Annotated in this window: 23 protein-coding genes and 2 tRNA genes; 12 read left to right on the top strand and 13 right to left on the bottom strand. The window is 66.9% G+C overall.

Features of this window, described 5'->3' with window-relative positions; genetic code table 11:
* Window positions 1-11: 11 nt before the first annotated feature.
* Window positions 12-3107 (bottom strand): adenosylcobalamin-dependent ribonucleoside-diphosphate reductase, encoded by a 3096-nt coding sequence (locus tag C441_RS07625; RefSeq protein WP_007274593.1) that lies wholly within the window; start codon window positions 3105-3107, stop codon window positions 12-14.
* Window positions 3108-3642: 535 nt separating this feature from the next.
* Between C441_RS07625 and C441_RS07630 the strand changes: the two genes are divergently transcribed.
* Entirely contained in the window at window positions 3643-3855 is a 213-nt protein-coding gene (locus tag C441_RS07630; protein ID WP_004969819.1) for a hypothetical protein, read from the top strand.
* Window positions 3856-3963: 108 nt separating this feature from the next.
* Here the strand turns inward: C441_RS07630 and trpG are convergent, their stop codons facing one another.
* From trpG to trpD, 4 genes are read right to left on the bottom strand one after another with little or no spacing between them, the layout of a single operon-like run.
* Window positions 3964-4578, bottom strand: a complete 615-nt coding sequence (gene trpG, locus C441_RS07635) for an anthranilate synthase component II (protein ID WP_007274594.1) — start codon at window positions 4576-4578, stop codon at window positions 3964-3966.
* The gene (trpE, locus tag C441_RS07640) at window positions 4575-6149 is read right to left on the bottom strand and encodes an anthranilate synthase component I (RefSeq protein WP_007274595.1); all 1575 of its coding nucleotides are present in this window, start codon (window positions 6147-6149) and stop codon (window positions 4575-4577) included. The genes trpG and trpE overlap by 4 nt, the downstream gene beginning before the upstream one ends.
* Window positions 6146-6811 carry a phosphoribosylanthranilate isomerase gene (gene trpF, locus C441_RS07645; protein WP_007274596.1) on the bottom strand — a complete coding sequence of 222 codons (666 nt, stop codon included), beginning with the start codon at window positions 6809-6811 and terminating at the stop codon, window positions 6146-6148. The genes trpE and trpF overlap by 4 nt, the downstream gene beginning before the upstream one ends.
* 1 nt (window position 6812) lies before the next feature.
* A complete protein-coding gene (trpD, locus tag C441_RS07650; RefSeq protein ID WP_007274597.1) occupies window positions 6813-7808 on the bottom strand; it encodes an anthranilate phosphoribosyltransferase in 996 nt (331 codons plus the stop codon).
* A gap of 239 nt (window positions 7809-8047) precedes the next feature.
* Between trpD and C441_RS07655 the strand changes: the two genes are divergently transcribed.
* The 3 genes from C441_RS07655 (at window position 8048) to C441_RS19880 (ending at window position 8613) form a co-directional block, all read left to right on the top strand.
* Window positions 8048-8122, top strand: a tRNA-Val gene (locus C441_RS07655).
* A 43-nt stretch (window positions 8123-8165) separates the two neighbouring features.
* Window positions 8166-8240: transfer RNA gene (locus C441_RS07660), tRNA-Val, on the top strand.
* A 223-nt stretch (window positions 8241-8463) separates the two neighbouring features.
* On the top strand, window positions 8464-8613 hold the full coding sequence (locus tag C441_RS19880; protein ID WP_007274598.1) for a hypothetical protein: 150 nt from the start codon (window positions 8464-8466) through the stop codon (window positions 8611-8613).
* On the opposite strand, the gene C441_RS07665 is transcribed toward C441_RS19880, so the two are convergent.
* From C441_RS07665 to C441_RS07675, 3 genes are all read right to left on the bottom strand, one after another.
* Window positions 8614-9123: a DUF2062 domain-containing protein gene (locus tag C441_RS07665; protein WP_007274599.1), complete on the bottom strand. Its 510-nt coding sequence runs from the start codon at window positions 9121-9123 to the stop codon at window positions 8614-8616.
* A gap of 97 nt (window positions 9124-9220) precedes the next feature.
* A complete protein-coding gene (locus tag C441_RS07670) occupies window positions 9221-9658 on the bottom strand; it encodes a CBS domain-containing protein (RefSeq protein ID WP_007274600.1) in 438 nt (145 codons plus the stop codon).
* A gap of 1 nt (window position 9659) precedes the next feature.
* On the bottom strand, window positions 9660-11954 hold the full coding sequence (locus C441_RS07675; RefSeq protein ID WP_049920501.1) for a methyl-accepting chemotaxis protein: 2295 nt from the start codon (window positions 11952-11954) through the stop codon (window positions 9660-9662).
* 195 nt (window positions 11955-12149) lie between these two features.
* Here C441_RS07675 and C441_RS07680 point away from each other — a divergent pair, with 195 nt between their 5' ends.
* Window positions 12150-12443 (top strand): hypothetical protein, encoded by a 294-nt coding sequence (locus C441_RS07680; RefSeq protein WP_007274602.1) that lies wholly within the window; start codon window positions 12150-12152, stop codon window positions 12441-12443.
* Window positions 12444-12489: 46 nt separating this feature from the next.
* On the opposite strand, the gene sucD is transcribed toward C441_RS07680, so the two are convergent.
* From sucD to C441_RS07695, 3 genes are all read right to left on the bottom strand, one after another.
* Window positions 12490-13359 carry a succinate--CoA ligase subunit alpha gene (gene sucD / locus C441_RS07685; RefSeq protein ID WP_007274603.1) on the bottom strand — a complete coding sequence of 290 codons (870 nt, stop codon included), beginning with the start codon at window positions 13357-13359 and terminating at the stop codon, window positions 12490-12492.
* Window positions 13356-14501, bottom strand: a complete 1146-nt coding sequence (gene sucC, locus C441_RS07690) for an ADP-forming succinate--CoA ligase subunit beta (RefSeq protein WP_004969832.1) — start codon at window positions 14499-14501, stop codon at window positions 13356-13358. Before sucC ends, sucD begins: the two co-directional genes overlap by 4 nt.
* Before the next feature lie 310 nt (window positions 14502-14811).
* Window positions 14812-15666 carry a hypothetical protein gene (locus tag C441_RS07695; RefSeq protein WP_239640820.1) on the bottom strand — a complete coding sequence of 285 codons (855 nt, stop codon included), beginning with the start codon at window positions 15664-15666 and terminating at the stop codon, window positions 14812-14814.
* 44 nt (window positions 15667-15710) lie between these two features.
* On the opposite strand from C441_RS07695, the gene C441_RS07700 reads away from it, so the two are divergent.
* The 7 genes from C441_RS07700 (at window position 15711) to C441_RS07730 (ending at window position 23066) form a co-directional block, all read left to right on the top strand.
* Window positions 15711-16676 carry an NADPH:quinone reductase gene (locus tag C441_RS07700; RefSeq protein ID WP_007274605.1) on the top strand — a complete coding sequence of 322 codons (966 nt, stop codon included), beginning with the start codon at window positions 15711-15713 and terminating at the stop codon, window positions 16674-16676.
* 99 nt (window positions 16677-16775) lie between these two features.
* Window positions 16776-17483 (top strand): SDR family oxidoreductase, encoded by a 708-nt coding sequence (locus C441_RS07705; RefSeq protein WP_007274606.1) that lies wholly within the window; start codon window positions 16776-16778, stop codon window positions 17481-17483.
* Window positions 17484-17734: 251 nt separating this feature from the next.
* On the top strand, window positions 17735-19072 hold the full coding sequence (locus C441_RS07710; RefSeq protein WP_007274607.1) for a sodium-dependent transporter: 1338 nt from the start codon (window positions 17735-17737) through the stop codon (window positions 19070-19072).
* A gap of 172 nt (window positions 19073-19244) precedes the next feature.
* The gene (locus C441_RS07715) at window positions 19245-20663 is read left to right on the top strand and encodes a sodium-dependent transporter (RefSeq protein ID WP_007274608.1); all 1419 of its coding nucleotides are present in this window, start codon (window positions 19245-19247) and stop codon (window positions 20661-20663) included.
* A 226-nt stretch (window positions 20664-20889) separates the two neighbouring features.
* Window positions 20890-22434: an acyl-CoA carboxylase subunit beta gene (locus tag C441_RS07720; protein WP_007274609.1), complete on the top strand. Its 1545-nt coding sequence runs from the start codon at window positions 20890-20892 to the stop codon at window positions 22432-22434.
* On the top strand, window positions 22431-22700 hold the full coding sequence (locus tag C441_RS07725) for a hypothetical protein (protein ID WP_007274610.1): 270 nt from the start codon (window positions 22431-22433) through the stop codon (window positions 22698-22700). The genes C441_RS07720 and C441_RS07725 overlap by 4 nt, the downstream gene beginning before the upstream one ends.
* Window positions 22701-22763: 63 nt before the next feature.
* Complete coding sequence (locus C441_RS07730) at window positions 22764-23066, top strand: hypothetical protein (protein WP_007274611.1); 303 nt, start codon at window positions 22764-22766, stop codon at window positions 23064-23066.
* 36 nt (window positions 23067-23102) lie between these two features.
* On the opposite strand, the gene C441_RS07735 is transcribed toward C441_RS07730, so the two are convergent.
* Both C441_RS07735 and C441_RS07740 read right to left on the bottom strand, forming a co-directional pair.
* Window positions 23103-23759 (bottom strand): glycerophosphodiester phosphodiesterase, encoded by a 657-nt coding sequence (locus C441_RS07735; RefSeq protein ID WP_007274612.1) that lies wholly within the window; start codon window positions 23757-23759, stop codon window positions 23103-23105.
* A gap of 204 nt (window positions 23760-23963) precedes the next feature.
* Complete coding sequence (locus C441_RS07740) at window positions 23964-24152, bottom strand: 30S ribosomal protein S17e (protein WP_004042417.1); 189 nt, start codon at window positions 24150-24152, stop codon at window positions 23964-23966.
* Between the last annotated feature and the right edge of the window lie 11 nt (window positions 24153-24163).

Genomic DNA, 24163 nt, shown 5'->3' on the forward strand with positions numbered 1-24163 from the left:
CCGCCCCGCGTTCAGCACTCGGACCAGCCGCAGTTCTGACAGGTCTTACAGCCCTCGGAGTAGTAGAGGTCCATCTCGCCGCACTCGGGACACTCGGGACTCTCGCCCGCCGCGAGCAGGTCCGCGACGGCGTCGTTGTCGGAGCCGTCGTCGACGGCGACGCCGCCGTCGGTGTCGGCGTCCTCGGCCGCGGCGGCCTCGGCTTCGACCTCGGTCAGGTTCTGCTGTTGCGGGTAGCCCTTGTCGATGTCGCCGTCGAGGTACCGCCGCATGGCGGTCCCGATGGCGTCCGGGATGGAGTTGATCTGCTCGCCTTTGTCCCAGGCGACCTTCGGGCTCCGGATGCCCTTCAGTTCGTTCGCAATCTCCTCGGGGTCGACGCCCGAGCGGAGCGACGTCGAGACGGTCTTGGCGAGCGCCTCGGTGAAGGAGGCGGTGAAGCCGCCGGAGTTGCCGATGTTGGCGAACAGCTCGAACGGCTCGCCGTGTTCGTCCTCGTTGATGTTGACGTAGAGCTTCCCGTAGCCGGTGTCGATGCGCTGGGTGACGCCGTACAGCACGTCCGGGCGGGGGCGCTTTTTGCCCACGTCGCTCGGGGAGTCGGCGAAGGCGAGTTCGAGTTCGCTCCCGATGAGGTCCGAGACCTCCTCGGATTCGAGGAACGCCTCCACGTCGCCGAACACGTCGCGAATCTGCGAGACGATGGCCTCGGCGGCCTCTTCGTCGTCGGAGAACTCGGTGTTCTTCGCGCGCGTGGTGAGCACCTGCTTCGAGCGGGTGCCGTCGCGGTAGACGGTGACGCCCTTGCCGCCGTGGTCGTAGATGTAGCGGTAGACCTCGTCCATGTCCTCCTTCGAGGCGCTGTTCGGGAAGTTACAGGTCTTCGAGATGGCGGAGTCGACGCCACTCTGGAGAGCGCACTGGACGCCCGCGTGCTCGATGCCCGCGAGGTCGGAGGTCACGACGAACAGCTCGGAGATGGCGTCCGGAACCGTCGACAGCGAGGCGAGTCCGTCGAACTGGTTGCTCGCCATCTGCTCCTGTGCCTCCTCCTTCACGGCCTCGACGTCGATGTCGTTGGCCTCCAGCACGCGGAGGAAGTAGTCGTCGAACTCGACGAGCATCTCGTCGCCCTGCACGTCGTCGGAGACGTTCTTGTAGTAGGCGACGTTGTAGATGGGCTCACAGCCGCCGGTGGTGTTCGACACCATCGACGTGGTGCCCGTCGGGGCGATGGTCGTCGTGTTGTGGTTGCGGATGGGGTAGCCGTCTTCCCAGTCGTCGGCGTCCTCGCCGGTGTGGTGTTCGAACCACTCGCGGTACTCGGTCGGGTTCGCGTACTTCGAGTCTTCCCACGCCTCGAACGGGCCGCGCTCTGCGGCGAGTTCGTGGGAGGCCCGCTTGGACCCGTGGTTGATGTGGGTCATGAGCTGCTGGGCGATTTCGTTGCCCTCGTCGGAGCCGTAGCGGACGCCGAGCTGGATGTACAGCTGGGCGAGACCCATGATGCCGAGACCGATCTTGCGGAGTTCGCGGACCTTCTCCTCGATTTTCTCGACCGGGAAGTCCGACATCGTGACGACGTTTTCGAGGAAGCGCGTGCCGCTTTCGATGCGGTGGTCGAACTCCTCCCAGTCGACGGCGTCTTCGAGGAACGCCTCGGTCGCGGCCTCCAGCGAGTCGTACTCGTCGCCGTGGGCGTCGTACCAGACGCGCCAGTCGGGCGAATCCTCGGCGACGAGCGTCGAGAGGTTGATGTGGCCGAGGTTACACGCCTCGTACTCCTCCAGCGGCTGTTCGCCGCAGGGGTTGGTCGCGAGAATCTGGTGGTCGGGGTGCTTTTCGACGTCGAAGGAGTGCTGTTTGTTCGCGCGTTCGAGATAGACGACGCCGGGTTCGCCGTTCTCCCACGCGCCCTCGATAATCTGGTCCCAGAGTTCCTTCGCGGGGACCGAAAGCACCTCGCCGACCTCGACGTGCTCGCCGAGACCGAACATGTCGTAGATTTCCTTCGTCTGGGGCGTGGCGACGTGCGGTTCCTCGGTTCGGGGGTTCGTGAAGACGAACTCCTCGTCGTTGTACAGCGCCTCCATGAAGCCGTCGGTGATGCCGACGGAGATGTTGAAGTTCGAGAGGTGGCCCTCGACGGCGTTGCGGAGGTGTTTGGGGACGCGGCCGTCCTCGTCGATGAGTTCGCGCGCCTCGTCGAGCGCGTCGACGAACTTGGTGTGGGTGAAGTCGTCGGGGTCGTTCAGGCGGAGCGTGTGCGCGAGCGATACGTCCTTGTTCTTCGCGTGGAGGAACTGGATGACGTCGGGGTGGCTGACGCGCATGACGCCCATCTGCGCGCCGCGGCGCGCGCCGCCCTGCGCGATGGTCTCGCACATCTGGTCGAACGTCCGCATGAACGTGATGGGGCCGGAGGCGATGCCGCCGGTCGAGCCGACCGCGTCGCCGTAGGGGCGGAGCTTCCAGAAGGCGTAGCCCATGCCGCCGCCGGACTGGAACACCTCGGCGGCCTCCTTGGCCGTCTGATGGATGTCGGTGATGTCGTCGCCGGGGGAGTCGACGAAACAGGCCGAAAGCTGTTGGAGTTCGTCGCCGGCGTTCATGAGCGTCGGCGAGTTCGGCATGAAGGAGAGCTGTTCCATCAGCTCCTCGAACGTCTCGCGCTTCTCGACGACGACGTCGCGTACCTCCTCGGGGAGTTCGGGGACGAGGGTGTCGTAGGCGAACTTGTTGACGTTGTACACCGAAAGCGTCGCCTCGGCCTCGTCGTCGTCGGCCGTGACGCCCGTGCCGAAGACCTCCGCGGCGAGTTCGTCGCGGCGCGGGTGGTCCGGCTTGATGAGGTCGGGGGTGACCGTGAGTTCGATGTCGCGCTTTTCGGCCTCGAAGACGGCCTCGGCGAGCGCGATGTTCTTCGCAACGCGGGGGAACAGGTCCTCCTGCGTCTCGACGAGGTCGCCGTCGGCGTCCTTGCGGAGGTAGCGGGCGGGGAGAATGTTGTTGTAGGCGTTGCCCGTCATCCGCGCTTCGAGGGTCTCGCCTTCGGTCCGCTTGACCGGAAGCACGAGTTCGTCCGTCGAGAGGTTCGCGTCGCTCATCTTACTGTCCCTCCCGCCCGAGCCGCGTTCGGGCGAGGTCGCGTCGATAGTGTCCGGAAATTCCGCTCATTGGTGACGATATTGGTGTGTGTTGCGTGGTTGGTTAAGGGCTTCGAACTCGGAGGTCCGACCGCCGAACGTATCAGTTTTAGTGCAATTACGCCGACGGCCGGCGACCGGGTCCGAACTGCACGGATTCATAGGACGGGCGGAAACCACATAACCGTAGGTAGAGCGGAGCGGAAGTGAAATAGCGACGCGGGAAATCGCAAGACATAGCGCTGATATCCAGTAGAACGTGAGGGGGGAGACGGAACGTCTGAAACCGTCACATGGTGAACTGTCCCGCATCACCGGAGAGGATATAAAGGAACCCCGGACAGTCGACAGCCACATAACTATCAGAATTCGTATGTGCGGATTTCGCAGTCGATCAGGGGTGCCGAAATCGGTCGTTTCGGCGGGAGAACCGCGCCGGAACCGCGCGACGAGACCGCCCACAAGCTTATCCGCTCTACGGGTGTCATATCGGGGTATGGTACTGACTCCCCTCGCGCTCACCCCGTTACAGCTCGGCGGCCTGCTCTCCGGGCCGCTCGGTCAGATGCTCGTGGTGCTCGCGGCCGTCGCCGTCGTCATCCTCGTCGGCCGGCTGTTCCTCAAAGTCGCGTGGCGACTGGTCACCATCGCCGCCATCGTCGTGGGCGCGCTGTTGTTGCTCTCGTTTTTCGGCATCAACGTCCTGTAACCGCGGGAGAACAGGCTCCGGACCGCGACCACGCGAAGGCCGCGGAGAAGCCGCGGTCGCGGTCGAACCGACGTGCCGACGTACTGACGTGGCTGACGCGCCCTCGATTCAGGCCACGTCGAAGCCGGCGACCGACGCGAGGAAGTTTCTGACGACGCCGTGTCCGGACCCCGTGAGCACGCTCTCGGGGTGGAACTGGACGCATTCGATGGGGTACTCGCGGTGGCGGACGCCCATCACGAGCGCCTCGCCGTCGTGGTCGGTCGTCGCCGAGACGTCGAAGCAGTCGGGGACCTCCGTGGCGACGAGCGAGTGGTAGCGCCCGGCCGGGAAGCCGTCTTCGAGGCCGGCGAAGACGCCCTCACCGTCGTGGTCGACCGGGAACGCCTTGCCGTGAATCGGCTCCGGCGCGTGGCCGATGGTGCCGCCGTAGGCGTACACGGCGGCTTCGAGGCCGAGGCAGACGCCGAGAGTCGGAATCTCGGGCGACAGCTCCGTGAGCACGTCGTTGGTCACGCCCACGTCGCGGTCGTTCTTCGGGTGGCCCGGCCCCGGCGAGACGACGATTGCGTCGGGGTCGAGGTCGCGTATCTCGTCGAGCGAGGCGGTGTTCTTCCGCACTTCGATGTCGAGCGGTTCGCCCTCGACGGTCTGTTCTGAGAAGTACTCCACGAGGTTGTACGTGAACGAATCGAAGTTGTCGACGACGACGAGTCGAATCATTGCGACGCCTCCTCGGTCCCGTACTCGATGCGGCGGACGGCGTCGAGCACCCCGCCCATCTTCTGTTCTGTCTCCTCGTACTCCGCGGTCGGGTCGGAGTCGGCGACGATGCCGGCCCCCGCACGGACGGTGATGACGTCTTCCGAGCCGCCGGAGTCGACTGTCGCGGTCCGGATGACGATTGCCATGTCGGCGTCGCCGGTCCACGAGTAGTAGCCGACGCCGCCGCCGTAGACGCCGCGGGGCTCGTCTTCGAGGTCGTCGATAATCTCCATCGCGCGGACCTTCGGCGCGCCCGTGAGCGTCCCCGCGGGGAACGTCGCGCGGGTGGCGTCGAAGGCGTCCGAGTCGGGGTCGAGCGTCCCCGAGACGGTCGATTCGATGTGCTGGACGTGGCTGTATTTGATGATGCTCATGAAGTCCTCGACGCGGACGCTCCCGGGGGTCGAGACCCGGCGCACGTCGTTGCGGCCGAGGTCGACGAGCATCGTGTGCTCGGCGCGCTCTTTCGCGTCCGCGAGGAGTTCGCCGGCGAGGCGGCGGTCTTCGACCGGGCCGGAGCCGCGCTGGCACGTCCCCGCGATGGGGTTGACGACGACGCGGTCGCCCCGAACGGAGACGAGCGTCTCGGGGCTCGCGCCGACGACGCGCCGGTCGCCGTGCCGGAGTAAGTACATGTACGGCGAGGGGTTCACCTCGCGCAGGGAGGCGTACAGACCGACCGGGTCCACCTGTCCGCGGAGTTTTCGGGTGCGCGAGATGACGCCCTGATAGATGTCGCCGTCGCGGACGTGTTCTTTCGTCTTCCTGACCGCGGCCTCGTAGTCCTCGCGGGAGCCGGCGTCCTCGCCGGTCCGCTCGAAGCCGCCGGGCGAGGGGTCGGCCGCCGCCCGGAGCTTCTCGACGACGCGCTCGGCCTCGGCGACGACGCCGTCGTACACCTCGCCGGGGTCGTCGTCGGGCGAGACGACGGGGGTACAGACGAGGCGGACGGCGTCCTCGCGGTGGTCGAACGAGAGGGTGCGCGTCGTGAGGACGAACTCGGCGTCCGGGTCGTCGGTGTCGGGGCGGTCGCGGCCGACCTCGTCGAGCCAGAGGTCGTAGACGGCCTCGTAGGCGAGAAAGCCGACCAGCCCGCCGGTGAGCGTCTGGCGGTCGGTGTCGGGGAAGTTGACCCGCGGGAGGTCGGGGAGCGCGCCGCGCAGGGAGTCGAGCACATCGCCGTCGCCCGCGCCGACGAACGCCGCGGCGGGGCCGCCGAGGTCGGTCACGTCGACGCCGTCGGGGCCGACCGTCACGACCGCTTCCGGGTCGTAGCCGACGAACGAAAAGCGCGCGTGGGAGTCCGCGGCCGTCGCGGGCGCGGAGAACGCGCCCTGCGGGTTGCTGGAGGAGACCTTCTCGGCGCTCTCCAAGAGGAAGCCGTAGTCGCTCCGGTCGGCGAGCGTCGTGTACGCGGCCAGCGGGTCCACGGACACGTCGAGGTCGGAAACGAGGTGCGTCACGACCGGTTCGTCCGCGTCGCCGACGAGGTCGACGAACGCCTCGCGGTCGGTGTCGGGGGCCGTCACGCGACGACCTCCTCGTGGTCGCCGGACGCTCCGCGGGCCGCTTTCGCCGCGGCGACGAACGCGCGGACCGCGTCGTGGTCCTTGACGCCGCCGGACGACTCGACGCCGCTCGCGACGTCGACGCCGTAGGGTTCGACCGTGCGAACCGCCTCGGCGACGTTGTCGGGCGTCAGCCCTCCCGCGAGCACCACGGGGACATCGACCGCGTCGACGAGTTCGCGCGAGGCGTCCCAGTCGTGGGTCTCGCCGGTGCCGCCCGCGCCCGAGGCGGAGGGCGTGTCGACGAGGACGGCGTCGACGACGGGCGCGACAGCGCGTGCGCGGTCGAGGTCGGTCGCGTCGACGACGGGGACGACGCGGACGCCGGTCGCGCGGAGCGAGTCGAGGTCGTCGGCCGCGAAGTCGCCGTGGAGTTGGAGCACGTCGGGGCCGACTTCGCGCGCGAGGTCGCGGGCGTGGTCGATGGAGTCGGGCATGGTCACGAGGACGGTCGTGAGGAACGGCGGCGCGGCGGCGAACAGTTCGCGGGCGCGCTCGCGAGGAATCTCGCGGGGCGTGTCCACGGGCACGTCGCAGATGGCGCCGACCGCGTCGGTACCGGCCGCCTCGACGGCGGCGAGGTCGGCTTCGTCGGTGACGCCGCACACTTTGGCGCGGGTCATCTCACGCCTCCCGGAGCGCGTCGAGTTTGGCTTTCGCGGCGCCGGACTCGATGGCGTCGCGGGCGACTTCGACGCCCTCCTCCAGCGAGTCCGCGAGGTCGGCGACGTAGACGGCCGCGCCGGCGTTGGCGAGGATGAGGTCGCGCTTCGGCCCGGTCACGTCGCCGGTGAGGATGCCTTCGAGGTCGTCGGCGTTCTCCTGCGGCGTGCCGCCGGCGACCGCCTCGATAGGGGCCTGTTCGAGGCCGAGGTCGGCGGGCGTGAGGGTGTACTCGGTGATTTCGTCGCCGTCGATTTCGGCCACCGTCGTCGCGTCGTGGAGCGCGATTTCGTCCATGCCGGAGCCGTGGACGACGAGGGCGCGCTCGACGGGCATGTGCGACAGCGACTCGGCGATGAGCGGGACGAGGTCGGCGTCGTAGACGCCGAGAACCTGCGCGTCGGCCCCGGCGGGGTTCGTCAGCGGCCCGAGGACGTTGAAGATGGTCCGCATGCCGAGTTCCTTCCGCGGGCCGATGACGGCCTTCATCGCGGGGTGGAACACGGGCGCGAGCATGAAGCCGACGCCGTTGTCCTCGATACAGGATTCGACGGACTCGGGGTCGGCCTCGACGTTCACGCCGGCGACCTCCAGCACGTCGGCGCTCCCAGAAGACGAAGAGACGGAGTAGTTGCCGTGCTTGGCCACCGCCGCGCCCGCGCCGGCCGCGACGAGCGCGCTCGTGGTCGAGACGTTGATGGTGTTGTAGTCGTCGCCGCCGGTGCCGCAGGTGTCGACGAGCGGGCCGCGGTCGGGTTCGATGGTCAGGGCGGCGTCGCGCATCCCCTGCGCGAACCCCGCGATTTCGGCCTCGGTCTCGCCTTTCGACCGGAGCGCGGCGAGGAGCGCGCCGATTTGCGCCTCGGTCGCGTCCTCGAAGACCGCCCGCGCGGCGTCGCGCGCCTCCTCGATAGTCAGGTCCGCACCGCCGGTCACACGTTCGATATAATCCTGCATTGGTAATCACCGATGTACTTCTTCGGGTTATGATGTACAAATTCGTACATCGGCTTAAGCGTGTCGGGCTGGCGAAAATCGCCGCCATCGCCCGTCTCCGCCCGGGGCGAATCGCCCGCCTCGGACGGCGGGACCGCGCTGTGGCCCGAATCGCCGCACGTAGTCCGATTCGAAAGCTTAAATTGTAACCCCGGACAACGGAGAGATGCGTCCGAACGAGCGCGGGAAGCACCGTAACCGGGTTGGTGGTCTAGTCTGGTTATGACACCTCCTTGACATGGAGGAGGCCGGCAGTTCAAATCTGCCCCAACCCACTCCTCTTCCCGCGTTTCGGCGTTCGGCGATGTTCGCAACACCGGGTTGGTGGTCTAGTCTGGTTATGACACCTCCTTGACATGGAGGAGGCCGGCAGTTCAAATCTGCCCCAACCCACTTCTCTCCGACGCCACGACCGCGAGAGGCCTCTATGTCTCTCGCGTCGGCGTCGTGTACGTGGTTCCGGGCAGATTTGAACCGGCGAGCGAACGCTGTGAGCGAGTGAGGTTCACGCGAGCGGAGCGAGCGCGTCACCCGACACAACCCACCGCACCACTCACCGACCATACAGTCTCCCGCACCACCCAACCACTATGTTTTCCCCCCGCGAACTCCGCCCATGACCCTCCTGCAGATTCCCGGTGGTCCGGAACTCGTTATTCTGGCGCTGTTGCTCCTCATCCCGCTCGCGGTCGTCTATCTGGGCTACAAGCTCATCCAGTCGCTCCGGGCGTTCGAGGAGGGCAGAGAAGAGCAGTCACAGCGGTAGTCACGACGGCACGTCGGGTCGGGCGTCGTCGCTTCGACTCTCGGCGGCCCCCGCCGGCGACGCCGACCGCTGTCGCCGGTGGTGCAGACGCGCCAGTTGGAGCGTCACCGCGTAGCCGACGACGGCGAGGGCGACGGCGAGAATCGTGTTGCCGACGAGCTGTCGAAACAGGATATCGAGGCCGGCGCTGAGCGACACGTCTGCGACCGAGGCCCCCGGAACCGGGCCGAACAGGTGCGAGCCGAGCCAGAAGCTCGCGCCGTAGACCGCCCACTTGACGGGCGGGTTGAACACGACGAGCGTGGCGACGAGCGCGAGTCGGCTCGCCCGCTCGACGAAGTAGCCGATGAGGGCGAACAGCGCGAGGGCGGTCCCCGCGGTCGGCATGGCCACGAAGAAGACGCCGAACGCGAAGCTGGCGGCCACCTCGTGAGGTGTGTGGTCCGCCGCGAACGCTCGTTCGAGGCCGGACCTGACGCGGGGACGAATCGACGCGAGACGGTCGTACACTCGTCGCGACTAGAAGCGAGACGTCGTTATCAACGCTTCGCCGATTTGGTTCGTGATAGCAATCGGCGTGGAACGCCCGGCGACCGGCGGGCGGCGGTCAGCGGAACCGGCGGTCCGACTCCCATTTGTCCTTGAGTTCTATCATCTGGCCGACGCCCCGGGCCACGTCCGAGAGATGGAAGGCGATGTCCGTGGCGGTCACGATGCCGACCATCTCCGAGCCGTCGACGACGACGAGCTTTTTCACCCCTTGGTCGCGCATCTTCTCGGCGGCCACGCGCGTCGTGGAGTCCGGTCGGACCCACTTGATGGGACTCGACATGACCGCGCGGGTCGGGACCGCGGACAGCGGCTTCCCGCTCGCCACGCCGGCGCGGAGCGCGTCCGACTCGGTGACGATGCCCGCGGGGCCGCCGTCGGCCATCACGACGACGCTCCCCGCGCCCCCGCGGAGCATGGTTCGCGCGCAGTCGGCGACGCTCGACCCCAGTTCGACGGTCGCAACCTCCTCGGTCATGATGTCGTCGACGCGCATCTCAGTCGTCCGCGGGCGAGGGCTCTCGCTCGGGGCGCGACTCGGATGCGGCGCGGGTCCGGTCCGGGTCGGTTCCTGTCGTCGCATCCTCGCCGAGCACGTCGTCGACGGTCGCGGCCACGTCGCCGTCGTCGACCTCGAACGCGTCGAGGAGGTCGTCGAGGTGGCTCACGTGCGACGAGAGCTCGCGCACGTCACCGTTGACGTCCACGAGCGCGGCGCTCTGTTCTTCGGCGGTCGCGGAGACGTTCTCGGCCTCGGCGGCGGTCTCCTCGGAGATACCCGCGATTTCGTCGGTCATCGAGAGCACCTCTTGGGAGGAGTCGGCCTGACTGCCCGTGGCGTCCGAAATCTCGTGGACGCTCGCGGTCGTCTCCTCGACGCGCTCGACGATGCCGTCGAAGGAGGAAAGCGCCTCGTCGACCGAGGTGGCGCTCTCTTCGACCTGCGCCTGCATGCGCTCGATGCGGGAGACGACGGCGTCGCGCTGGCTCTCGATTTCGGCGACGAGCGACTCGATGTCGCCCGCCGAGGACTTCGTCTCCTGTGCGAGCTGTTTGACCTCGTTGGAGACGACGGCGAACCCCTCGCCGGCCTCGCCCGCGCGGGCGGCTTCGATGTTCGCGTTGAGCGCGAGGATATCGGTCTGTTCGGCGATGTCGGTGATGACCTCGACGATTTCCTCGATTTGGGCGAGGCGGTCGTCGAGTTCGCGGACCTCCCCCACGGTCGCCTCCGTCTCGGCGCGCACGGCGTCGATGTCGTCGAGGGCGTCGGTGGCGGCGGTCTGGCCGTCCAGCGAGCGCGCCTCTGCCTCCTCGGTGAGCCGGACGAGTTCGTCGGCCGACGAGGCGATCTGCTGGATGGACGCCGAGAGGTCGTTAATCTCGTCGGCGGCGGCGACGAGGCTGTCGGTCTGCTCGCTCGCGCCCTCGGAAATCTGCTGGACCGACGCCGACACCTCCTCGCTCGCGGCGGACACGTCGTCGGCGCGGTCGGCCACGCGGTCGGCGAGCGTCGCCACGTCCTCGCCGAAGGTCTTGACCGTGCCGACGGTCTGTTCGATGTCGTCCATCATCTCGTTGTACGCGGCGGCGACGGTCGCCATGTCGCGGCTCTCGGAGTCGGTCGGGAGGCGCACGCGGAGGTCGCCGTCGGCCGCGCGGGTCATCGCCTCGCTGTAGGTCCGGGCGTCGGTCCGCTGGTCGCGGAGGTCGTCCCGGAGGTTGCCGATACCGCGGACGACCTGTCCGAACTCGTCTCTCCGGTCGGTTTCGAGGTCGACGTCGAGGTCGCCGTCGCGGAGCGCGGCGACGGTCGACGCGAGGTCGACGAGCGGGAGCGCGGTGTTGCCGCGGACGATGAGCGCGAAGGCGACGAAGCCGAGTACCGAGAGCGCAAGCAGTGTCGCAATCTCCAGACCGACGCTTCGGGAGAGCGCGAAGACGTGGCTCGCGGGGGCGTGCAGGAGGAGCACGCCGCCGGAGACGGGGACGTGCGCGACGACGTGCGGCGAGGAGACGAAGCCCTCGACCGGGGCGAGGCGGGCGACGCCCGTCTCGCCGGCGAAGGCGTCGTCGAGTTCGGTCGCCTCGGCCGCGGGGTAGGCGACGTTCGATTGGCCGCCGCCGCCGTCGTAGAGGACGTTCCCGTCGGTCGTCACGAGCTGGGTGAAGCCGCCGTCGATGCGGTTGCCGTCGAGCGCGGCCCCGAGCGAGGACGCCTCGGCGACGAGGACGATTGCGCGGGGTTCGATGGACGGAAGCGGCGCGACAAAGCCCATGTAGGCGACGCCGTCTTCGACGTAGACCGTGGTCCGCTCGACGCCGTCGTCCGAGAGGTCGGCGCTCGCGGGGAGCGGAAGCGACCCGCTTTCGAACAGCGTCGTCCCGACCGCGCCCTCCTCGGAGGAGCCGACGACGGTCGTCGTCTCGGTGTCGACGAAGTGGAGCGCCGCCACGTCCGCGGGCATGTCCGCTTTCGCGGCCGTCAGGGTCGCCGAAGAACGGCCGTCGAGCGTGCTCCCGGCGGCGGGGTCGTCCGCGACGATGGTGGCGAGGCGTTCGCGCTCGTCGAACCACGTGTCCACCTGCAGGGCCTCGCGTTCGGCCTCGGTGAGGAGGTCGGCGCGGGCGTTCTCGTCTATCGTGGATGCCGTCTGTTGATACTGGACGGCTCCGACGCCGGCGACGAGGACTGAGACGAGTAGCATCGCGGCGACGAGCCGCCGCATGTAGCTCTCCGTAATCGCATCAGGAAGCCGTGATTCGGCCTCCAAAACGAGATTCTCGGCCATTACCGTACCGACCCGAATGCGGTGCATAAATCCGTGCCTTCGAGTATCAAACGAGATAATACGTCGCCGCGGCGACGGCCGAACAGACACCGCCGGGCACGGAATACGCGCCGGGTGGGCCGGACCGGACCGGACCGGACCGGACCGGACCGACCCGAGCGTCAATCATACGTCTGTTGGAAGCTAGCGGTTCACATGGAAACCGAGTTCCGCCTGCTCGTGGCGGGCTTCTGCATCGTCGCGCCGTCGCTGTTGTTCGTCGGGTTCGTCAGACTGCTCGACGCCATGCGCGAGGACGACCTCGTCGAGCGCGTCCTCGACAGGGTCGACGAGAAAGACGGGCCGACCGGCACGGCGCTCGACCCGACGACGTTCCTGCGGTCCGCACGGGAGAAGTCGCGTCGGCGGACGGCGGTCTGCCGGGAGTGCGGCGCGCCGAACGCGACCGACGGCGGGCGCTGTGGGCTGTGCGGGGCGGCGTTGCGATAGGGCGCAAAAAAGAATCGAAGAAAACGGAAAGCCGCTTCGGGCGGGCTTAGAGGAAGTCTTCGATGTGGTCGGCGACCTCGTTGGGGGTGTCGCCGACGGGGACGCCCGCGTCGTTGAGGGCGGAAATCTTGGACTCCGCGGTGCCCGTGCCCGACCCGGAGACGATAGCGCCGGCGTGACCCATGCGCTTGCCCGGCGGTGCCGTGCGGCCGGCGATGAAGCCGGCGACGGGCGTGTCCATGTTCTCCGCGATGAACTTCGCGGCCTGCTCTTCGTCCTCGCCGCCGATTTCGCCGCACATGACGACCGCGTGCGTGTCGGGGTCGTTCTCGAACGCTTCGAGGGCGTCGACGAACGAGGTGCCGATGATGGGGTCGCCGCCGATGCCGATGGCGGTGGTCTGGCCGATTCCGCGCTCGGTCAGGTTCGAGACGACCTGGTAGGTGAGGGTGCCGGAGCGGGAGACGAGGCCGACGTTCCCCTCCTCGAAGATGTTGCCGGGGAGGATGCCGAGCTTGGACTCGCCGGGCGTGATGATGCCCGGGCAGTTGGGGCCGATGAGGCGCGTGTCGGTCTCCGACAGGCGCTTGTTCACCTTGGCCATGTCCTGCGTCGGGACGCCCTCGGTGATGGCGACGACGAGGTCGAGGTCCGTGTCGAGCGCCTCGAAGATGGCGTCACCGGCGAACGCCGGCGGGACGAACACGACCGAGGCGTTGGCGTCTTCCTCGTCGACCGCCTCTTCGACGGTGTCGTAGACGGGGATGCCGTCGACGTCCTGACCGCCCTTTCCGGGAGAGGTCCCGGCGACGACGTTCGTGCCGTATTCGACCATCTGGCGGGTGTGGAACTTGCCTTCGCCACCCGTGATACCCTGTACAACCACTCGCGTGTCGTCGTCGACGAAAATGCTCATTGGGACACCTCCTGTGCGTTCTTGACGGCACGCTGGACGGCGTCCTCCAGCGTCCCCTCGACCTGTACGAGGTCCGTGTTCAGAATCTCCATGCCCTCCTCGGCGTTCGTGCCCGCGAGGCGGACGACGACCGGCTTGGGAATCTCGTCGAAGCTCTCCAGCGCCTCGTTGATACCCTTGGCGACCTCGTCGCCGCGGGTGATGCCGCCGAAGATGTTGAACACGACGGAGTCGACGTTCTCGTCGGAGAACACCATGTCCAGCGCGTTCGCCACGCGCTCGGCCTTCGCGCCGCCGCCGATGTCGAGGAAGTTAGCGGGTTCGCCGCCGAAGTAGTCCACGAGGTCGAGCGTCGTCATGACGAGCCCGGCGCCGTTGCCGATGATGCCGACGTTACCCGACAGGCGGACGTAGTCGAAGCCGTACTCGCCGGCCTTGGCTTCGAGGTCGTTCTCGTAGGCGTCTTCTTCCATCGCCGCGAGGTCGTCGTGACGGAACAGGGCGTCGTCGTCGATGTTCATGACGGCGTCCGCGGCGACGATGTCGCGGTCGGACGTTATCATGACGGGGTTGATTTCGATGTCCGACGCGTCGTTCGACTCGTAGAGGTCGTACAGCGTCGTGAGGAACGAGGCGACGTCGAAGGCGACGTCGCGGGGGATACCCGCCTCGAAGACGACCTTCCGGGCCTGATAGGGGTGCAGGCCGAACGCGGGGTCGATGTGCTCGCGGGCGATTGCGTCCGGGTTCTCTTCTGCGACTTCCTCGATGTTGACGCCACCCTCCGTCGAGACCATCGCGACGGGCTTGCCCTCGCTTCGGTCCATCGTGACGCCGACGTACAGTTCGTTCTCGAAGTCGACGCCGGCCTCGACGAGCACTCGGTCGACCGTGTAGCCCTTGAGGTCCATCCCGAGGATGTCCTCTGCGGCCTGTCGAGCCTCGTCTTCGTTCGTGGCGATTTTGATGCCACCGGCCTTGCCACGCCCACCGACGTGTACCTGCGCCTTGATGGCGGCGGGGTATCCGATCTCCTCGACCGCCTCCATGACCTCCTCTACCGACGACGCGAGACGGGACTCTGGCACCGGAATCCCAGCCTCTGCGAAGATGTCCTTCGCCTGGTATTCGTGAAGCTTCATTACCATGCGTGGGAGGGGAAGGCACGCGCTTAAATCCCATTCATCTACGTTCAGGGCCGACGGTGTCAGATTCTCTTGATGAAAAATTCTCTTTTCAGATATGCTTTCTATGAGGTCTGTGTGGTGCGCCTACGGGCAGATGACTCCCGAAGCTCTGGATAGGAAAACACTTTTGCGTACATGCAATCTAAATCGCATACAGAGATGAACCCAGATACGCTGGATCTAATCAGCAAGAACATCGAGAAGAACCACGATAAGTACGTGGCGATGGGTTCTCCCGGCGAGGTCGCCGAGGACCGAGTCTAAGCTAAAATCCGTTTTCCCGGCCGTGATTGATTACGCTTCGTAACTGTTCGAGCGTCGGATTCATCGGCAGGCGGTTCTCGCAGTCCAAGAGGAAATTTCGGAAGTAGCGATGCCAGCTAACGTATAGTTCGTCTTTCAGCCACAGGGAATTATATTTCACATCTGAGTGGAGGCCGCGGATTATTTTTGAATGGAGTACGGCACGCTCGATGTGGTCGCCCGGCCACTCTTCGTCGGGGAACTCGACGTCGTTCTGCTTCAGTAAACCGTACAAGGAGGCCATGCCTGTTCGGTGGTTCGCATCCGGAAACGTGTGAATCCCAGCGAACGCACGCATCCAATGTGCGCACTGCTGTGAGAGTGATTCTGTCCGTGGGAACTCGCGGAGCAAGCGGTTTAGTTTCCAATCGGTAGCTCCGAGAATCTTTTGTTGGGTATATGTTGGCGACTCGTTGAGGATTCGATAGTCGTTCTCCGGATCTTCGAAGAATTGGAGGTTAATCTGCTTGATGTCTGTCGGGTCCAACTTAGAGAAGTCGGTGAGACGCCAGTCAGAGACACAGAGTTCCTCACCGATGACGAGATCCTCCCCAGAGAACCAGGGAGAGCAACCCTCCTCGGAGAAAATGGTCTCACCAGATGCGGTCGCTTCGAACGTATCTTCAGCGACTTCCACGACTGCCCCTACACGGGCGAGCAAGCGGCATTGAAGCCGAATTACGTTCTCTCGAAACCGGTCCTCCGCGAGGTCCTCGGGCGTGGAAACCCCACGCTCTACTAGCCGGTTCAAGAGTTGTTTCTCGGAGAGGTACATTGGACCGTCTCGTTTCTGCCACGGCGCGAGGTTTCGGTCCATGGTGTAGGGAAAATACGTAATAGGATAAGAACTCCTGTGTAACTATGCGCGCTGTCAGATTCCACGACCACGGCGGACGCGACGTGCTTCAGGTAGACGACATCGACACGCCCGAACCGGCGGCGGGCGAGGTCCTCGTCGAAGTCGCGGCCGCGGGCGTCAACCCGGTGGACACGTACTTCCGCGAGGGCTCGTACCAGCCGTTTGCGATGCCGATGATTCCCGGCGTCGACGTGGCCGGAACGGTCGCGGCGGTCGGGGCCGACGTGACGGGATTCGCGGAGGGCGACCACGTCGTCGGCACCGGCATCGGCAAGGACCACTACGGCGGCTACGCCGAGTTCGCGGCCGTCCCGACCGACCGGCTGGCCGTCCTCTCGGACGACGTGGACCTCGTCGCGGCCGGCGGCGCGGGCGTCGCCGGCGTCACCGCGTGGCGCGCCCTCGTCGACCACGGCCGGATGCAACTGGGCGACACGGTGCTGATTCACGGCGGCTCCGGCGGCGTCGGCCACGCCGCGGTCCAACTCGCCGCGGCGTCCGGGGCCCGCGTCATCGCCACCGCCGCGCCCGACTACCACGACCGGGTGGCCGAACTCGGCGCGGACGTGGTCCTCGACTACGACCGCGACGACCTCGCCGACGCCGTCTTGGAGGCCGCGACAGGCGACGGCGTGGACCTGACGCTCGACCACCGGCTGGACGACTACCTCCAGTTCGACGCCGATGTGGCCGCCCACGGCGGTTGCGTCGTCGGCATCGGCGAGAACGACCCCGAAGTCGGCTTCGACCTGTCGTCGTCGGCCCGGGGGAAGGACCTCTCGCTGACGATGATGAGCATGTTCAACACGCCCGACCTCTCCGCGCCCCTCCGCGAACTCGCCGGCCAGATGGGCGCGGGCGAGTTCGAAATCGACGTGGCGCGGACCTACGACCTCGACGAGGCCGCCGAGGCCCACCGCGCCGTCATGGAAGACAGCTTCCTCGGCAAGTTGGTCATCACGCCCTGACGGGCCGTCTCCCCGCACTACTGCGGTCGGTGGCGGCCGGTCGCCGGCGGGCGCACAGCCGCGACCGAATTATGTTCCGTGCGCACGTACCGCACGGACATGGACGTGGTATTCGACTTCGACGGAACCGTAGCTCTCGTGACCGGTGCGAGCGGCGCGCTCGGCGGCGCGGTCGCCCGCGCGTTCTACGAAGCGGGCGCGTCGGTCGCGGCCGCGGACGTGGTCGAACCCGACGACGAGGACGGCTTCTTCGAGTCCGAGGAGGTTCGGTTCTACGAGGGCGACTTCACCGACGAGGACGACGTGGCGCGTATCGTCGATGCGGTCGTCTCCGACTTCGGCCGCCTCGACCACCTCGCCAACATCGCCGGGACGTGGCGCGGCGGGACGCCCATCGACGAGACGGACGCGGACACCTTCGACTTCCTGTTCGACGTGAACCTCAAGACGATGTTCCTCGCGTCGAAACACGCGGTTCCGCATCTCCGCGAGACCGAGGGCTCCGTCGTGAGCGTCTCGGCCCGCTCGTCGCTGGAGGGCGGTGAGGGCGACGGCGTCTACCGGGCGTCGAAAGCCGGCGTGCGCCTGCTCACCGAAACCATCGCCGAGGAGAACCGCGGGGTCGTGCGCGCGAACGCGGTCATGCCGAGCGTCATCGACACGCCGATGAACCGCGAGATGATGGCCGACGCCGACTTCGACGCGTGGGTGAAACCCGAGGAAATCGCCCGAACCGTTCTCGCGCTCTGTTCGGACGCGACTCCCGTGACGAGCGGCGCGGCCGTCCCGGTGTACGGCGAGGCCTGAGCCGCCTGACTCGTGGCAACATTCGCCACGAGAGGGTATGACATTCGTTTCGGTGCGCACGAATTTTTACACGGTGCGCAAGGGATTCACGAACACGACACTCGTTAGAAAAATGAGGATACTTAGGGGCTAAATTCGGACGAACGCGACACAGACTACGGGTGGTTGGAGAATTATGTTGATTTTCGCTCCGATATGCGACGGCATACCGCGTCATTTATCAGGCCCACATCGGCAACAGGGTGATAGACATGACCGAACGTGAAACGTGGGCAACCAGGGCAGGGTTCATCCTCGCGGCCGTCGGCAGTGCGGTCGGCCTCGGGAACATCTGGCAGTTCCCGTTCAAGACCGCCGAGTTCGGCGGCGCCTCCTTCCTGATCGTCTACATCGTCGCGGCGCTCGGCATCGGCCTCCCGGCCATCCTCGCCGAGTTCGTCATCGGACGCAAAGCCAACCTGAACACCATCAGCGCCTTCGAGAAACTCGGCTACAAGGAGTGGCGCGTCGTCGGCGCTATCGGCCTGTTCACCGGCTTCTGGATTCTGTCGTACTACAGCGTCGTCGGCGGCTGGGTCCTCCGGTACATCGGCGGGAGCCTGACGGGCGCGTACTTCGCCGCCCCCGCGGAGTACTTCGGTCAGGTGTCCGCCGGGATGGACGCGCTCGCGCTCCACGCCGTCTTCATGGCGCTCGTCGTCGGCATCGTCGCCGCGGGCATCGAAGACGGCATCGAGAAGGCGACGAAGCTGATGGTGCCGAGCATCGTCGTCATCCTCGGCGCGCTCGCCGTCTTCGCCTTCACGCTCCCCGGCGCGTCGGCGGGCTACGCGTACTTCCTCTCGCCCGACTTCAACGCGTTGTCGGAGAACTTCGCCGAAATCGTCCCCTTCGCTGTCGGCCAGGCGTTCTTCTCGCTGTCGCTCGGCATGGGCGCGATGATTACCTACGCCTCCTACATCGACGGCGACCAGAGCCTGTTCGGCGACGGTATCACCATCGTCTTCCTGAACAGCTTCGTCGGCATCCTCGCCGGGCTCGTCGTCCTCCCGCTCCTGTTCGCGCAGGGCATCGACCCCAACACGAGCGGGGCGGGCGCGGTGTTCATCAGCGTCGCCGGCGCGTTCGGCGACATCCCCGGCGGCCAGATAGTCGGCCTCGTCTTCTTCGCGGTCGTGCTCATCGCGGCGCTCTCGTCGGCGATTAGCCTGCTCGAAGTCGTCGTCTCGTGGGCCATCGACAACTACGACGTGTCCCGCCCGCAGATGGCCGTCGGCCTCGGCGGCGTCATCTTCCTGCTCGGCGTCCCCTCGGCCATCGACACCGCGTGGCTCGGCTGGTTCGACACGCTCGCCTACCAACTTCTCCTCCCGCTTTCGGTCCTCGGCATCCTCGTCTTCGCGGCGTGGGTCTACGGCGCGCCCGCCATCGACGAACTGATGAAGGGGAGCGGACTCGGCGAGGGCGTCGGCCTGACGTGGCTCTGGCTCGCCCGCACGCTCGTTATCGTCGCCGTCGTGGCGACGCTCGCCCTCGGCCTCCAGACGCTGTTCCTCGGCGAGAGCCCGGCTATCATCCCGCCCCTCTGAGGCGGCTGACGGTCCCGCTTTTCGAGCGGTTAGGAATCATCGGTAGCGACGCGTATTCTCCGACTATTCAACGGCAATTTTCACGCGTAGACCACTCAAAACCGTTAAATTTCTCCGATGACGTATCGTCGGTCCGAAAGCCCTTTTACCGGTGGACTGGCAATGGGTGGCAATGACACGAGAAACATGGGCAACACGGCTCGGGTTCATCCTCGCGGCCGTCGGTAGCGCGGTCGGCCTCGGGAACATCTGGCGGTTCCCGTGGCAGACCGCAGAAAACGGCGGTAGCGCGTTCCTCGTCGTGTACCTCGGCATCGTCCTCCTCGTCGGCGTCCCCGGACTGCTCGGCGAGTTCGTCATCGGCCGCCGCGCGAAGAAGTCGCCGGTCGGCGCGCTTCGGGACCTCTCGGGGTCGAACAAGTGGGGTATCGTCGGCGCGTTCTCGGTCGTCACCGGCATCTCGTTGCTCTCGTTCTACAGCGTCGTCGGCGGGTGGATTCTCCGCTATCTCCTCGAAAGCGGGGCCGCGGTCGTCGGCGGGAGTCCCGCGTACTTCACGAATCCGGGCCAGTACTTCGGCGGCGTCTCCGCCGGCGTCGACGCGGCGCTCTACCATCTCCTGTTTCTCGGCCTGACCGCGCTCATCGTCTTCGCGGGCGTCCGCAAGGGCATCGAACTCGGCACGAAGGTCATGATGCCCGCCGTGCTCGTCCTCCTCGTCGGTCTCGCCGGCTGGGCCGCGACCCAGCCCAACGCGGCCGCGGGCTACGCCTTCTTCCTCCGGTTCGACCCCTCGGTCATCTCCGAGAACTTCTTCGCCATCCTCGGTCCCGCCGCCGGGCAGGCGCTTTTCACCCTCTCGCTCGGCGCGGGCACGATGATAACGTACTCCTCGTACCTCGGCGAGGACCGCTCGCTTCCCTTCGACGGGAGCGCCATCGCCATCCTCAACACGGCGGTCGGCGTCATCACCGGCCTCGTCGTCTTCCCGCTTCTGTTCTCGCAGGGCATCAACCCGACCGAGACCGGCACCGGGCCGGGCGCGCTGTTCGTCGGCCTCGCCGGAGCGTTCTCGCAACTCCCCGCGGGGACGCTCATCGCCACCGCGTTCTTCGCCGTCGTGACGCTCGCGGCGCTGTCGAGTTCCATCAGCATGCTCGAAATCCCCGTCGCGTTCCTCGTCGACGAGTACGGCGTCTCCCGCGGACGCGCCGTGTCCGGGATGACCGCGTTCGTCGCCGTCACCGGGACCGTCTGCGCGTTCAACCCGGCCGTCTTCGGCTTCGTCGCCGGGCCGCTCGTGAACGTCCTCCTGACCGCCGGCCTCGCCGCGTTCCTCCTGTTCGTCGGCTGGGTCATGGGCCGCGAGGCGCTCGAAGAGTTCGCCGCGGGCGCGGGCGACTTCGGGAAGTCCCTCGGCACGCCGTGGCTCTTCGCCGTCGGCGTCGTCCTCCCGCTGTTCCTCGTGTTCACGCTCCTCACGCACTTCGGCGTGGACACGACCATCGGCTTCTGGCCGACCGTCGCCGTCGCCGTCGTCGCGTCCGCCGCCGCCTTCTTCGGGCTTCGACAGCCCGACTCGGTCGTCTGAGCGGCGACCCCCCCGCGTTCGGGCGGTGACTCGACGCCGTTTCCGCTGTTTCCTCCGTTTTCGACTGACGCGACCGCGAGGAGTGACCCGCACCGCGGCGTAACTGTGATGATTGTTCCATCTATTATTCGACAACTGTCGAAGTAAGGGTTGCCGGATTGCGGAACTCCTTTGACCGAGGACTGCGGACCGATGTTTCAATGAGCGAAGGTGGTCTGGCATGACGATGGAAGACCGGATCGACGAACTCCGCGAGAAGCGCGAGGAAGCCCTGAAGGGCGGCGGCGAGGACCGAATCGCCTCCCAGCACGACAAGGGCAAGATGACCGCCCGCGAGCGCATCGACTACTTCCTCGACGACGGCACCTTCCGCGAGTTCGACCAGTTCCGGACCCACCGAAACCACAAGTTCGGCATGGAGGAGACGAAGCTCCCCGGCGACGGCGTCATCACCGGCTACGGCGAGGTCGACGGCCGAACCGTCTTCGTCTTCGCCCACGACTTCACCGTCTTCGGCGGCTCGCTCGGCGAGGTGTTCGCCGAGAAGGTCTGTAAGGTGATGGACAAGGCGATGGAGGTCGGCGCGCCCGTCGTCGGCCTCAACGACTCCGCGGGCGCGCGGATTCAGGAGGGCGTCCAGTCGCTCGGCGGCTTCGGCGAAATCTTCCGCCGCAACACCGAGGCGTCGGGCGTCATCCCGCAGATTTCGGCCATCATGGGCCCCTGCGCGGGCGGCGCGGTGTACTCCCCCGCGCTGACGGACTTCACCTTCATGGTCCGCGACACGAGCCACATGTTCATCACCGGCCCGGACGTCATCAAGACGGTCACCGGCGAGGAGGTCACCTTCGACGAACTCGGCGGCGCGACGACCCACACCTCGACAAGCGGGGTCGCCCACTTCGCCACCGACACCGAGGAACAGGCGCTCGACGACATCCGCCACCTGCTTTCGTACCTCCCGCAGAACAACGTCGAGGACCCACCGCGCGTCGAGCCGTGGGACGACCCCGAGCGCGTCGACGACGACCTCGCCGAGGTCGTGCCCGACCAGCCGCGCAAGCCCTACGACATCCACGACGTGCTCGACGGCGTCCTCGACGAGGGCTCCTTCTTCGGCGTCCAAGAGGACTTCGCGAAGAACATCGTCGTCGGCTTCGGTCGCCTCGACGGCCGCTCGGTCGGCATCGTCGCAAACCAGCCCCGCGTGAACGCCGGCACCCTCAACATCGAGGCCTCCGAGAAGGGCGCGCGCTTCATCCGCTTTTGCGACTCCTTCAACATCCCCATCCTCTCGTTCGTGGACGTGCCCGGCTTCCTGCCCGGCACCGACCAGGAACACAACGGCATCATCCGCCACGGCGCGAAGCTCCTCTATGCCTACTCCGAGGCGACGGTCCCCCTCATGACCGTCATCACGCGCAAGGCCTACGGCGGCGCGTACGACGTGATGGCCTCGAAACACCTCGGCGCGGACGTGAACTACGCGTGGCCGACCGCCGAAATCGCCGTGATGGGCCCGCAGGGCGCGGTCAACATCCTCTACCGCGACGAACTCGACGCCGCGGACGACCCCGACGCCCGCCGCGACGAACTCATCGAGGAGTACCGCGAGGAGTTCGCCAACCCCTACACCGCCGCGGACCGCGGCTTCATCGACGACGTCATCGAACCCGGCGAGACCCGCGAGCGGCTCATCTCGGACCTTCGGATGCTGAACTCCAAGCGCAAGTCCCAACCCGATAAGAAACACGGCAACATCCCGCTATGAGCGGCGAACTGCTGTCTGGGCTGTCGATTCCGGACGACGCCGACGCCGAGGAGGCCGCCGCCATCGCCGCCGCCGTCGGCGCGCACCTCCACGACCAGTCGGTCGCCGCGGCCGCCGCGGCCGCAGACGACGACGAGGAGACGTGGAACGAAAAGCGCTGGCGGTACGCCGGCCGCCTCGAATCGGTCACGGGCTGTGGCCGCCGCGTCCCCTCCGGCGCGCCGACCGACGCGTGGGCCGCCTCGGGCCGCGTCGACCGGTTCTAAATCGGGGGTCTGCGGTTTCACGACAGAACGATCACATTCTCGCCCGGCGTCAGTCGGTCCAATATGGTCCAATCCGCGCTCGTCTGGCTGTTTCTCAACGCCGTCCTCGCCGGGTTCGCCGCCGTCGCGGTCGCAGTACACTACGCCGACGAGCGCGAACCCGACTTCGTCTCCGCGGCGCTCGCCGCCGTCTTCGTCGGGATCTGCGTCGAACTCGGGATGGCAAACGGCTACATTCCCGATAGCGCGCTCTCGACTGCCGTCGTCGGGGTCTGCATCGTCGTCGCCCTCGTCTCGCTCGCGCTCGGTGTGAAACGGGACCAGACGGCGTTTCAGGCGTTTCGCGGGGGCGCTCGGTCTCGGTAGTTGGCAGTCAGTAGCCGGCAGTCGGTGGCCCGTCGTTTACCCCGCGACTCCCGGGTCGTCGACGACGACGCCATCCACGCCGTACTCCCGGAGTCGCCGCGCGACTTCGCGGTCGGGGACCGTCCACGCGTTGACCTCGAAGCCGCGGTCGTGCGCCTCCTCGACCCGCGCCGACGAGAGCAGGTCGTAGTGCGGGTGGACGGCCGCGCAGTCGAGGTCGGCGGCGACCGCCAGCGACTCCGCCCAGTCGGCCGCGAAGAGGAACGCGACCGGGAGCGCGCTCGCCTCGCGCACCTCGCGGAGCGCCTCGGCGTCGAACGACGAGACGAGTATCTCGTTTCCCGCGTCGGCGACGACGGCCGCGAGGTCGGCGGCGAGGCCGCTTTCTTTCAGTTCGACGTTGACCGCGACGCGGTCCGGGAGGACGTCGAACACCGCGGCGAGCGTCGGAACCGACTCCTCGGAGTCGCCGACCGTGAGTGCCTGCAACTCCGCGAGACTCGTGTCGGCGACGCGGCCGGGCGCGCCGGTCAGGCGGTCAAGCGTCTCGTCGTGGAAGACGACGAGTTCGCCGGAACCACAGCGCCGAACGTCGAGTTCGACCCAGTCGAGTCGTTTCGCGGCCGCCTCGAAGGCGGCGAGCGTGTTCTCGGGGGCGAGGGCGGGACAGCCGCGGTGACCGATGACGCGCATGCTGGTGCATCGCGGGAGGGCGGCCTAAACGCTTCCTCCGGACCGGTCGAAAGCCCTCGGGAGGGGTTCGTTCGGGTATAGTGTACTGGGAACCGACGCGTGCGGGCCCACGCGCCCGCGGCTCCCGGACGCGAGCGGACCGGCGCGGCCGCTCCGCGCGGGCTGGAGAAGATGTGTTCGCAGAGAGAATCGACTGACTCGAACTTACGCGCCCTGGCCGCCCTTCTTGCGCGTGATGTAGCCGGCGATGCGGTTGCGGACGCCCTTCGACTCGACCGTGGTCAGTTCCTCGACGCTGTCCTTGTTCGTCTCGAAGTCCGTGTTGAACGCCTGCGGGTATCGCTCCAGCAGGATGTTACCAAGCTGCTTGACGTACTTGGGCTTGATTGCCATGTCGGAAGATT

It is taken from the genome of Haloferax sulfurifontis ATCC BAA-897 (assembly GCF_000337835.1).
In the GTDB taxonomy this organism is placed as follows: Archaea; Halobacteriota; Halobacteria; order Halobacteriales; family Haloferacaceae; genus Haloferax; species Haloferax denitrificans.